At 64.7% G+C, this 12,350-nt stretch carries 7 protein-coding genes; all 7 read left to right on the top strand.

All coding sequences use genetic code 11. The annotated features are described in order from the left end of the window. Positions 1 to 816, top strand: an 816-nt coding sequence (gene rbsK, locus F3J15_RS29005) for a ribokinase (protein WP_166895505.1), incomplete at its 5' end; no start/stop codon positions are given. 277 nt (positions 817 to 1,093) lie between these two features. Continuing rightward, entirely contained in the window at positions 1,094 to 2,860 is a 1,767-nt protein-coding gene (locus tag F3J15_RS29010; protein WP_166895507.1) for a methyl-accepting chemotaxis protein, read from the top strand. Between the two features lie 550 nt (positions 2,861 to 3,410). Then, a complete protein-coding gene (locus F3J15_RS29015) occupies positions 3,411 to 5,333 on the top strand; it encodes a PrkA family serine protein kinase (protein ID WP_043182748.1) in 1,923 nt (640 codons plus the stop codon). 125 nt (positions 5,334 to 5,458) lie between these two features. Beyond that, positions 5,459 to 6,727: a YeaH/YhbH family protein gene (locus F3J15_RS29020; protein ID WP_069247902.1), complete on the top strand. Its 1,269-nt coding sequence runs from the start codon at positions 5,459 to 5,461 to the stop codon at positions 6,725 to 6,727. Beyond that, complete coding sequence (locus tag F3J15_RS29025; RefSeq protein ID WP_166895509.1) at positions 6,724 to 8,406, top strand: SpoVR family protein; 1,683 nt, start codon at positions 6,724 to 6,726, stop codon at positions 8,404 to 8,406. Before F3J15_RS29020 ends, F3J15_RS29025 begins: the two co-directional genes overlap by 4 nt. Before the next feature lie 233 nt (positions 8,407 to 8,639). After that, on the top strand, positions 8,640 to 9,944 hold the full coding sequence (locus F3J15_RS29030) for an MFS family transporter (protein ID WP_089445580.1): 1,305 nt from the start codon (positions 8,640 to 8,642) through the stop codon (positions 9,942 to 9,944). Between the two features lie 373 nt (positions 9,945 to 10,317). Beyond that, positions 10,318 to 12,240 (top strand): rhomboid family intramembrane serine protease, encoded by a 1,923-nt coding sequence (locus tag F3J15_RS29035; RefSeq protein ID WP_166895511.1) that lies wholly within the window; start codon positions 10,318 to 10,320, stop codon positions 12,238 to 12,240. Positions 12,241 to 12,350: the final 110 nt, after the last annotated feature.

Raw genomic sequence — 12,350 nt, forward strand, 5'->3', positions numbered from 1 at the left:
GCGTTCGCGCAGGCGGCGGGCGGCAAAGGCGGCAACCAGGCCGTCGCGGCCGCCCGGCTCGGCGCGCAGGTCGCGATGATCGGTTGCGTCGGCGCGGATGCCCACGGCGCGGCCCTGCGCGCGGGGCTCGAAGCCGAGGGGATCGACTGTGCGGGGCTCGCGACGAGCGCATCGGCGTCGACCGGCGTCGCGCTGATCGTCGTCGACGATGCGAGCCAGAACGCGATCGTGATCGTCGCGGGCGGCAACGGCGAGGTCACGACCGAGACGGTCGCCCGGCACGAGGCCTCACTGGTGTCGGCCGACGTGCTGATCTGCCAGCTCGAGACGCCGCCGGACACGGTGTTCGCGGCGCTGTCGGCCGGGCGTCGGCTCGGCCGCACGGTGGTGCTCAATCCGGCCCCGGCCGTCGCACCGCTGCCGGAGGGCTGGCTGCCGCTCGTCGATTACCTGATCCCGAACGAGGTCGAGGCGGCCGCGCTGACCGCGCTGCCGGTGCGCGACCCGGCGGAGGCGGAAGCCGCCGCGCGCGTGCTGCAGGCAGGCGGCGCGCGCAACGTGCTGGTTACGCTGGGCGCGCGCGGCGTGCTGGCGCTGACGGCCGATGGCGCGGCGCGGCATTATCCGGCGCCGGCCGTGCAGGCCGTCGACACGACCGCGGCCGGCGATACCTTCATCGGCGGCTTTTCCGCACGGCTCGCGGCCGGCGCGGACGTCGACACGGCCATCCGCTTCGCGCAACGTGCAGCGGCGCTGTCGGTCACGCGAGCGGGCGCGCAACCGTCGATTCCAACGCTTGCCGAACTGGCCGGATAGGGCCTGATCAAGCATCGCGGCCGGTTCGTCGCCAACGACGGCCGGCCGCCTGCCTGCGACGCTCGCCGGCAGCGGAGCGCCTCCCATCCTTGACTTCCAACGTGCGCTGAAACACGCATTTTTCATTCAGCTATTTGTAATAAACAGACAAATAATTCGAAAAAATAACGGAAACACCATCAAGTTGTGCGGTGCATGGTCGTAAATGCATCGGGAGAAGCAATGCTTCGAAGCGACGGGTCCGTCCCGTCCATCACGACGCAACACAGGAAGGATGATGGTGTTCAAAAACCTGACGATTCGTGCGCGCATCGGTCTCACGATGGCGTTTCTGGCGGTGCTCCTGGGGGTGATCGGCGCGCTTGGCGTGTACGGCATGACGCGCGCGAACGATGCGACGCGCGAAATTTTCACGAACCAGATGCCGAGCGCGGTCGATGTGTCGGTGGCCGATATCTACGCCGCGCGTGAACGCCTTGCGCTCGACCGTGCGGCACTCCTGGCCGGCACGCCCGACGCGGCCGCCGCAGTCGAGCGAAGCCGCGGGATGCGCGCGCAGTCCGACGCGTGGTGGCAGAAATACCTCGCGTTGCCGCGCGGCCCGGAGGAAGACCGGATCGCCCAGGACGTCGCCGCGAAGCGGCAGGCGCTGCAGCGCGAGTGCGACGCGTTCGCGAGCGTGGTCGGGGCGAATCAGGCCGACCGGATCGGCGACGGCGCGAAGCGGCTCCAGGCGAGCTTCAACGACCTCGCGACGGCAAGCGAGGCGCTGCGCAACTTCCAGTTCACGGATGCGCAAGCCGGCTTCGATCACGCGGAATCGGTATACGACACGCTGCGCGTGCTGGCGATCGTCACGCTGGTGGCCGGCTTCGGCGCCGCGGTGGTGTCGTGGCTGACGCTGAGCCGCGCGATCGGCCGTCCGATCGCCGACGCGCTCGCGCATTTCGATGCGATTGCCGCCGGCGACCTGCGCCGGCCGATCGTCGTGGATCGCCGTGACGAGATGGGCCAGCTGCTCGAGGGCCTCGGCAAGATGCAGCGCGGGCTCGTCGACACGGTGCGCACCGTGCGCGGCGGCAGCGAGTCGATCGCGACCGCGGCGCGCCAGATCGCGGCCGGTAACATCGACCTGTCGTCGCGCACCGAGGAACAGGCCGCGGCGCTGCAGGAAACCGCGTCGAGCATGGAGCAGCTGACCGGCACCGTGAAACAGAATGCGGACAATGCACGCCAGGCGAGTTCGCTGGCCGCGAACGCGTCGGAGATTGCAAACAAGGGCAATACGGTGGTCGGCCAGGTGGTCGGCACGATGGGCGAGATCAACGACAGCTCGGCAAAGATCGCGGACATCATCGCGATCATCGAAGGAATCGCGTTCCAGACCAACATTCTTGCGCTGAATGCGGCGGTCGAAGCCGCGCGGGCAGGCGAGGAAGGCCGCGGTTTCGCGGTCGTCGCGGGCGAGGTGCGCAGCCTGGCCCAGCGGTCGTCGACCGCGGCCAAGGAGATCAAGGTGCTGATCGACGCATCGGTGGAACGCATTCGATCGGGTTCCACGCTGGTCGACGAAGCAGGGCGCACGATGAGCGACGTGATCAGTGCGGTGCAGCGCGTGACGGACATCATGGGCGAGATCGCGGCGGCGTCCGAGGAACAGAGCGGCGGGATCGACCAGGTGGCGCGCGCGGTCGCGCAGATGGACGAGGTCACGCAGCAGAATGCGGCGCTCGTCGAGGAGGCCGCAGCTGCCGCGCAATCGCTCGACGAACAGGCCGGGCGCCTGCGTGAAACGGCCGCGGTCTTCCAGCTCGATGAAGACACGGCACGCCCGGGCGGCGCGGCTCCGGTTGCAGTGCGTCACTCACCGCGCGCGGCCGCCGCCACGGTTGCGGTGCCCGTCCAGGCGGCTGCGCGCGACGATCGCGACGCACCGCCGAAACGCGTCGCCGCAGCGGCGCCGGTACGCAAGCCCGCCGCTGCTTCCCCGGCGCCCGCGCAAACGGCTGCTACCGCTGACGCGGACGATTGGGAAACCTTCTGATTCGCGCGCGCCGCGCATCTATCCCCATTTGGTGACGAACGACGCCCGCGCCCTGCGGGCGTCGTCGTTTCTGCGACGGGAAAATGTGACATGGCGACGTCATGAATGACGATCGTGCAACGTCGCATGCAGGGTGAAGCCTGCATCGAAGGATGCGTGCACAGGTTGTGTGCCAGGTTCCCGCATCCGTCATACGGGTATTTCCGTAAGGGCGCTGCGAAAAAAATTTGTAACGGCGCACGCAACGTGTCGTCGCAAACGACCGCTCGAACGTATAGGGATGAAGGGGAGGTGACGACGTCGGATGTGTCCAACACACAAGACGTTCCGTTGTTCGACGAGACGCGACGGATGCAGTTTCTGCGGCTCGGGACGTCGATTGTAAAACGACGAAATGTGTTGTCCAAGCGGTGTTGTCGAGAATGACGAACTTCATACGAAGAGTTCGTGAAAAAAAATAAGAAAGGGTTTAGGATGAATTCGAACGCGCTTGCTTCTGCGCAGTCGTACGAAGGCAGGCACGTCTTCAGACTCAGGCGAGGGAGGTAGCATGGATATTTACAGCAGCTTCGCGAACCGCTTCGAAAAAACGCGAGAGGAAGAGCTCTCGCTGGAGGAGTATCTCGCGCTCTGCAAGAACGATCCATCCGCGTACGCGACGGCTGGTGAACGCATGCTGGCAGCAATCGGGGAACCTGAACACATCGATACCCGCAACGAGCCGCGCCTGTCGCGGATCTTTGCGAACAAGGTCATCAAGGTCTATCCCGCATTCCGTGAGTTCTACGGAATGGAGGAGGTGATCGAGCAGGTGGTCGCCTATTTCCGCCACGCTGCGCAAGGGCTCGAAGAGAAGAAGCAGATCCTCTATCTGCTTGGCCCGGTGGGCGGCGGCAAGTCGTCGATCGCCGAGCGTCTGAAGCAACTGATGGAGCGCGTGCCGTTCTATTCGCTGAAGGGTTCGCCCGTCAACGAATCGCCGCTCGGGCTGTTCGACTACGACGAAGACGGCCCGATCCTCGAGGAACAGTACGGCATTCCGCGCCGCTACCTGAAGAACATCCTGAGTCCGTGGGCCGTCAAGCGGCTGCACGAATACAACGGCGACATCCGCCAGTTCCGCGTGGTGCGCCGCTATCCGTCGATCCTGCGGCAGGTCGGCATCGCGAAGACGGAGCCGGGTGACGAGAATAATCAGGACATCTCGTCGCTGGTCGGCAAGGTCGATATCCGCAAGCTCGAACAGTACGCGCAGGACGACGCCGACGCGTACAGCTACTCGGGTGGCCTGTGCCTGGCGAACCAGGGGCTGCTCGAGTTCGTCGAAATGTTCAAGGCGCCGATCAAGGTGTTGCACCCGCTGCTCACCGCCACGCAGGAAGGCAACTTCAAGGGCACCGAGGGCTTCGGCGCGATTCCGTTCGACGGGATCATCCTCGCGCACTCGAACGAGTCGGAGTGGAAGGCGTTCCGCAACAACCGCAACAACGAGGCACTGCTCGACCGGATCTTCGTCGTGAAGGTGCCGTACTGCCTGCGCGTGTCGGAAGAAACCAAGATCTACGAGAAGCTGATCCGCAACTCGTCGCTGGCCGAGGCCGTCTGCGCGCCCGGCACGCTGAAGATGATGTCGCAGTTCTCGGTGCTGTCGCGCCTGCACGAGCCGGAGAATTCGAGCCTGTTCTCGAAGATGCAGGTGTATGACGGCGAAAACCTGAAGGACACCGATCCGAAGGCGAAGTCGTACCAGGAATACCGCGACTACGCGGGCGTGGACGAAGGGATGACGGGCGTGTCGACACGCTTCGCGTTCAAGATCCTGTCGCGCGTGTTCAACTTCGATTCGAGCGAGGTCGCGGCCAACCCCGTGCACCTGATGTACGTGCTCGAACAGCAGATCGAACGCGAGCAGTTCCCGCCGGAAACCGAGCAGAAGTACCTGTCCTTCGTGAAGGACGTGCTCGCGTCGCGCTACGCGGAATTCATCGGCAAGGAGATCCAGACGGCCTACCTCGAGTCGTATTCGGAGTACGGCCAGAACATCTTCGACCGCTACGTCACGTATGCAGACTTCTGGATCCAGGACCAGGAATTCCGCGATCACGACACGGGCGAGAGCTTCGACCGCGCCGCGCTGAACGCGGAGCTGGAGAAGATCGAGAAGCCGGCCGGCATCAGTAATCCGAAGGATTACCGCAACGAGATCGTGAACTTCGTGTTGCGTGCACGGGCGGCGAATGCCGGCAAGAACCCCGTGTGGACGAGCTACGAGAAGTTGCGCGTCGTGATCGAGAAGAAGATGTTCTCGAACACCGAGGAACTGTTGCCGGTGATTTCGTTCAACGCCAAGGGTTCGGCGGAGGAGCAGCGCAAGCATGAGGACTTTGTGAACCGGATGGTCGCGAAGGGCTATACGCCGAAGCAGGTGAGGCTGCTTTGCGACTGGTACCTGCGCGTGCGCAAGTCGTCATGACGCGCGCGGTACCGCGCCCGTACGGCGTCGCCGTACGGGTGTTTTCAGAGACGCCGCCCGCATGACGGGAGACGGCATGTGCGGCGAGCGTCCCGGCGTATCGATTTTCGAGCGGGAGACCGGGAGTGCTTCATCAAATCATCGACCGCAGGCTGGCCGGCAAGAACAAGAGTATCGCCAACCGCGAACGCTTTTTGCGTCGCGTCAAGAACTACATTCGTCGTGCCGTGTCCGACGCGGTGCGCGACCGTAGCATCAAGGATATCCAGAGCACGCAGAGCATCACGATCCCGCGCAAGGACATCGCGGAGCCGAATTTTCGGCACGCGCCTGGCGGGCGTCGTGAATACGTGCACCCCGGCAACGAGGACTACGTGCGCGGCGACAAGATCCCGCGTCCGCAGGGTGGCTCGGGCGGCGGGGGGAGTCAGGCGAGCAACGAGGGCGAAGGGCAGGACGACTTCGTGTTCGAGTTGTCGCGTGACGAGTTCATGCAGTACTTCTTCGACGATCTCGAACTCCCGCGCCTCGTGAAGACGCACCTGCTGACGGTGCCGAGCTGGAAGAACGTGCGCGCGGGCTGGTCGGCGGAAGGCACGCCGAACAACATCGACGTCGTGCGTTCGCTGCGCAGCGCGCTCGGTCGCCGCATCGCGCTCGGCTCGCCGCTCGTCAACGAGCTGCGCGAACTCGAGGCGCAGCTCGAGGCGATGAAGACCGATCCGGAAGACCGGCGCGCGGAGATCGCGGTGCTCGAGGCCGAGATCCATCACCTGAAGGGGCGCATCTGGCGGATTCCGTTCATCGATCCGTTCGATCTGCGCTACATCAACCGCGTGAAGCAGCCGCAACCGTCGAGCCAGGCCGTGATGTTCTGCCTGATGGACGTGTCGGGCTCGATGGACGAGCAGCGCAAGGATCTGTCGAAGCGCTTCTTCATCCTGCTTTACCTGTTCCTCAAGCGGAACTACGAGCGCATCGAGGTCGTGTTCATCCGTCACCACACGCGAGCCGAGGAAGTCGACGAGGACACCTTCTTCCATTCGACCGAGAGTGGCGGCACGGTGGTGTCGAGCGCGCTCGAGCTGATGCGCAAGGTGATGAACGAGCGCTACTCGCCGACCGAGTGGAACATCTACGGCGCGCAGGCGTCCGACGGCGACAACTGGACCGACGATTCGCCCAAGTGTCGCAAAATCCTGGAAGAGGATATCCTCACGAAGACGCGTTACTTCGCGTATATCCAGGTCGCGCCGGAAGAGCAGAACCTGTGGCTGGAATACGCGCAACTGGCCTTGTCTCAGCCGCATCTCGCGATGAAAAAAGTCGAATCGGCTGCCGATATTTACCCGGTGTTTCGCGAATTGTTCGAAAAGCAGGTGGAAATGTCATGACGACCCGCCATCTGCACAACGAGTCGCGCGGCTATGCGCCGCGCCCTTCCGGCGACGACACGGCCGGCCCTGCCGCATCGCAGCAACGCGGGCAGGCCGAACCACCGCCGCCGCCGGCCGCCGACTTGCCCGGCCCAGGGCAAAAGGAAGCGCGTATGAACGTTGCCGAACGCAAGCCGCTGCCGTGCCCGTCCGACTGGACGTTCGAACTCCTCGAGGAATACGACACGCACATCTCGCAGGTCGCCGAACAATACGAGCTCGACATCTACCCGATCCAGCTCGAATTGATCAGCGCCGAGCAGATGATGGACGCGTATGCGTCGGTCGGGATGCCCGTCAACTACCGTCACTGGTCGTTCGGCAAGCATTTCCTGTCGACCGAGAAGAGCTACCGTCGCGGCCAGATGGGGCTCGCGTACGAAATCGTCATCAACTCGAACCCGTGCATCGCGTACCTGATGGAAGAGAACACGATGACGATGCAGGCGCTCGTCATCGCGCACGCGGCGTACGGGCACAACTCGTTCTTCAAGGGCAACTACCTGTTCCGGCTGTGGACCGACGCACACGCGATCATCGACTATCTCGTGTACGCGAAGAACTACGTCGCGGAGTGCGAGGAGCGCTACGGTCTCGATCGCGTCGAGGAACTGCTCGATTCGTGCCATGCGCTGATGAACTATGGCGTCGACCGCTACAAGCGGCCGCAGAAGCCTTCGCTGTCGAAGGAAGCCGCGCTGCGGCGCGAGCGCGAGGCGTATCTGCAGTCGCAGGTGAACGAACTGTGGCGCACGCTGCCGGGCAAGAAGCCCGAGCTGATGGAGGAACAGGAAGAACGCTATCCGCCCGAGCCGCAGGAGAACCTGCTGTATTTCGCGGAGAAGAATGCGCCGCTGCTCGAACCGTGGGAGCGGGAAGTGATCCGCATCGTGCGCAAGATCGGCCAGTATTTCTACCCGCAGCGGCAGACGCAGGTGATGAACGAAGGCTGGGCGACGTTCTGGCACTACACGCTGCTGAACACGCTGTACAACCAGGGGAAGCTGGAAGACAGCTTCATGATGGAGTTCCTGCACTCGCATAGCAACGTGGTCTACCAGCCGCCCGTCACGAAGCCGTACTACAGCGGGATCAATCCGTATGCGCTCGGCTTCTCGATGATGAGCGACATCCGGCGGATCTGCGAAGCGCCGACGGAAGAAGACTACAAGTGGTTTCCGGAGATCGCGGGCACCCCGTGGCTGCCGGCGATGCACTATGCGATGCGCAACTTCAAGGACGAGAGCTTCATTGCGCAGTATCTGTCGCCGAGCCTGATCCGCGACATGCGGCTCTTCTCGGTGCTCGACGACGACATGCGCGATTCGCTCGAGGTGTCGGCAATCCACGACGATTCGGGTTACCAGTACGTGCGGCAGGCGCTGTCGCGGCAGTACGACATCCATCACCGCGAGCCGAACATCCAGGTGTGGGCGGTGAACACGCGCGGCGACCGCAGCCTCACGCTGCGCCACTTCATGACCGACAACCGCCACCTGTCGAACGACAGCGACGAGGTGCTCAAGCACATGGCGCGGCTCTGGCAGTTCGACGTGTTCCTGGAAAGCGTCGACGAGGCCGGCACCGTGCGCAAGCGCTACGAGTGCCGCTACGTGCCGCCGGAGGTGCGGATCTGAACATCGCCAGCAGAAAGTTTGCATCGGACGCCAGCCTTGCGGCTGGCGTTTTCATATGACGAACGCGTGGCAGGAGAAAAATCTTCTACATCCGGACGAACCCGGAGAGCCCGTTACTTTACATTTCGCTAAAATCCCGTAGCGCCGTGCGCCGGAACCGGTGCCACGTACGATCGCACGCGGCGGCTCCCAGCCGTCTCGCCCAGAAAGCACTAAAAGGAACTGACCAATCCATGGACGTCCAGACCGACCAAGCTGCGCTGTCCGCGCATGACACCCGGCGGCGCGTGTTCGCCATCGTCGGCGCCTCGTCGGGCAACCTCGTCGAGTGGTTCGACTTCTACATCTACTCGTTCTGTGCGCTGTACTTCGCACCGGCGTTCTTCCCGAGCGGCAACACGACGACGCAGTTGCTGAACACGGCCGGTGTGTTCGCGGCCGGCTTCCTGATGCGTCCGATCGGCGGCTGGCTGTTCGGCCGCATCGCCGACCGCCACGGCCGCCGCAACGCGATGATGATCTCGGTGCTGATGATGTGCGGCGGCTCGCTCGTGATCGCGGTGCTGCCGACCTATGCGCAGATCGGCGCGCTCGCACCGGCGCTGCTGCTGGTCGCGCGGCTGTTCCAGGGGCTGTCGGTGGGCGGCGAATACGGCACGAGCGCGACCTACATGAGCGAGGTGGCGCTGAAGGGCCGCCGCGGCTTCTTCGCGTCGTTCCAGTACGTGACGCTGATCGGCGGCCAGCTGTGCGCGCTGCTCGTGCTCGTGATCCTGCAGCAGACGCTGTCGGCCGGCGAACTGAAGGCGTGGGGCTGGCGCATTCCGTTCGTGGTCGGCGCGGCGGCCGCGCTGATCTCGCTGTACCTGCGCAAGTCGCTCGACGAAACGTCGACGACGGCATCGCGCGACAAGAAGGACGCGGGGACGATCCGCGGCGTGTGGCAGCACAAGGGCGCGTTCTTCACGGTGGTCGGCTTCACGGCCGGCGGCTCGCTGATCTTCTACACGTTCACGACGTACATGCAGAAGTACCTCGTGAACACGGCCGGCATGCATGCGAAGACGGCCAGCAACGTGATGACCGTCGCGCTGCTCGTCTACATGCTGATGCAGCCGGTGTTCGGCGCGCTGTCCGACAAGATCGGCCGCCGCACGTCGATGATCCTGTTCGGTTCGTTCGCGGTGATCGGCACGGTGCCGCTGATGCATGCGCTGAAGGACGTGACGAGCCCGGTGGCCGCATTCGTGCTGATAACCGTCGCGCTCGCGATCGTCAGCTTCTACACGTCGATCAGCGGCCTGATCAAGGCCGAGATGTTCCCGCCGGAAGTGCGCGCGATGGGCGTCGGCCTGTCGTACGCGGTCGCGAACGCGATCTTCGGCGGTTCCGCCGAGTACGTCGCGCTGTGGTTCAAGTCGATCGGCAGCGAGGAAACCTTCTACTGGTACGTGACCGTGCTGTGCGCGATCTCGCTGATCGTGTCGTGGCGGATGCGCGATCCGAGCAAGGAAGGGTATCTGCGTCACGAGCCGTGATCGCGTGCGGCGCAGCCCGGCCTTGCGGCTGGGGTTGCCCGCTGCGACAGGCAGTCAGCGGCGTCCCGCCATCGTGGCGGGGCGCCGTTTTTTTTGGGGAGGGCGGCGGTGGCTCGGCGGCTCGGAAGGTCATCCCGGTGCCGGCGATATCGATATCGGAATCGCTTCGTTGTCCGGGGCAGGCGATCCCCTTATTCTGAATCCGTAGTTCGTGTGACACCTCCTTGACTGGGATTCGCGCCCGCTGCTTGCAGCGGGCGTCTTTTTATCCCCGGGCTCGCCGACCGGCTCCGTCTCACGCTCGTTTCTTGCGGGACGCGAAATATAATGGCGCTCGCGCTGCTCACGCGCGACAACCCATACCAAGATCCCGATGAGAGAACAACAAGCTCCCTGGCCGTGGCTGACGATTCTGCTGGCCGTCGTCAATACCGCCATTTTCGTGCTGATATGGCGACAGGCATCGTATGGCGAACTGTCGAACCCGCTGCTGCTCGACTGGGGCGCGAACTTCGCGCCGTATACGCTCACGGGGCAGCCGTGGCGGCTGCTGACAAGCGCGTTTCTACACGGCGGCTGGACGCATCTTTTGCTGAACATGTACATGCTGATCGTGCTCGGCACGGTGCTCGAACGCACCGGCGGAACGCTCCGGTTCGGCGTCGCGTACCTGTTGTCCGCGCTCGGCGGCTCGCTGCTGAGCGCGCTGTGGCATGGCTATCACGAAGTCGGCAGCACCAGTTTCGCGTTCGGTGTCGTGCTGGAGTCAAGCGGGATCCGGCCGGTCGTGAGTGTCGGCGCGTCGGGCGCGCTGATGGGACTGGCCGGCGCGGCCGCGGCATTCGCGCTGCGACGCAGGAGCGACGGCGGCCGCGATGCGCCGGTTGCGATCAATCTCGGTGCGGTCGGGCAGGTGATCGCGATCAACCTGGCGTCGGGCTTTTTCATCTCCGGCATCGACCAGGCCGCGCATCTCGGCGGCGTGATCACCGGGTTCGTCGCCGGTTGGCTGATGTACGGGGCCGGGCGCTCGACGCGTGTCGCCGTGCCGCTCGTACTCGCGGTGCTCGGCAGCGCGGCGATGTTGTTCGCCGCGCAGCGGGCGGGCAGCGAGGAACTGCAAGGCTGGCGCGTCGCGACACATCGCGAGATCGCGCGCGACGCCGCGCAGCGGCAGGCGAAACAGCAGGCAGCCGCGATTGCCGAGCAGATTCGCTACGACGAGCAGCACCGCCCGACGCCCGTGCAGGCCGAGCAGGCGGCAGGCACCGTCGTGCCGGTCGGCAAGTGGCCGTACGCGATGGTGCTGGGCGCATCGGGCAAGCGCCTGTACGTGACCGACATCGACCGGAACACGCTCGTCGTCGTTGACGTCGAGCAGCATGCAGTCGTTCGCACGATCGAAGGCGGGCCGTTCGCGACGGGACTCGACGGCTGCCCGGGCAACATGTGCCGCGGCCGCGGCGCGAGCGGCCTGTACGTGAGCCCCGACGAACGCTATGCGTATGTCGCGTCGATGCGCGAGAACGGCCTCGTGCGCATCGACCTGAACAGCGGCGCGATCGTCGACGGCGTGACGCTCGGACGGTTCCCGCGCGCGATCGTCGCATCCGCGTCGAACGACAGGTTGTACGTGCTGAACAGCCTCGACGACACGATTTCCGTCGTCAGTCTCGCGCACTGGCCGCAGGTCATCGCGACGCTGCCGCTCGGCGAGCATGACGCCTCGGGCGTCGAGTTCGGCCGCGCGCTGTCGATGTGGCTGTCGCCCGATGGCCGCCGGCTGTATGCGTATGCGATGCAGAAGAGCGCGATCGTTGCATTCGATACGGCGACGAACGCGCCGGTGCAGACCTATCCGGTCGATTCGGATTTCATCCAGGCGCAGCCGGCCGCGAAGGGCGCGGGTCTGTGGGTCGATAACGCGTCGTCGATTCAGTGGCGCGATGGGGCGAGCCTTGCCATACGCGACCGTTATCCGGTCTGCCAGATGTCGATGCACAGCTTCGACGGCAGCGGCGATGGTTCGCTGATCGCGGTGGCGGGCTATGACGACAAGCCGATGCGCGTGATCAAGACCGCTACGCGCCGCACCGTCGGCGAGTTTCCGGTTGCGGGCGGCGTGTCGCAGGTGATCTTCGCGCCGGATCACCGGACGCTGTTCGCGCTGGGCGCATCGGGCACGCTGTCGGTCTTGAGCATGGACCGCTCGCTCGACTACCTGCAGGACGGCGGCGATGGCGAGTTCCTGTGTGCGGCGTCCGCGGACGGCGCCGAAGACGGCGGCAGCGAATGACCTCGCGTGCAGGTGCGTGCGGGGCACATGCCGCCCCTCATCACGAAACCCGCTGAGCAAAGCACCATTTGTTGGTTCGGATTCGCCGCACGCGCTGATACGTTAGCGGC

The organism is Burkholderia sp. Ap-955, from assembly GCF_011753045.1.
Lineage (GTDB): Bacteria > Pseudomonadota > Gammaproteobacteria > Burkholderiales > Burkholderiaceae > Burkholderia > Burkholderia lata_D.

Bases quoted from the DNA above. Each gene is read 5' to 3' on its own strand.
- F3J15_RS29025 (WP_166895509.1), top strand. From the start codon at position 6,724: ATGACGACCCGCCATCTGCACAACGAGTCGCGCGGCTATGCGCCGCGC.
- F3J15_RS29015 (WP_043182748.1), top strand. From the start codon at position 3,411: ATGGATATTTACAGCAGCTTCGCGAACCGCTTCGAAAAAACGCGAGAG.
- F3J15_RS29030 (WP_089445580.1), top strand. From the start codon at position 8,640: ATGGACGTCCAGACCGACCAAGCTGCGCTGTCCGCGCATGACACCCGG.
- F3J15_RS29010 (WP_166895507.1), top strand. From the start codon at position 1,094: ATGGTGTTCAAAAACCTGACGATTCGTGCGCGCATCGGTCTCACGATG.
- F3J15_RS29035 (WP_166895511.1), top strand. From the start codon at position 10,318: ATGAGAGAACAACAAGCTCCCTGGCCGTGGCTGACGATTCTGCTGGCC.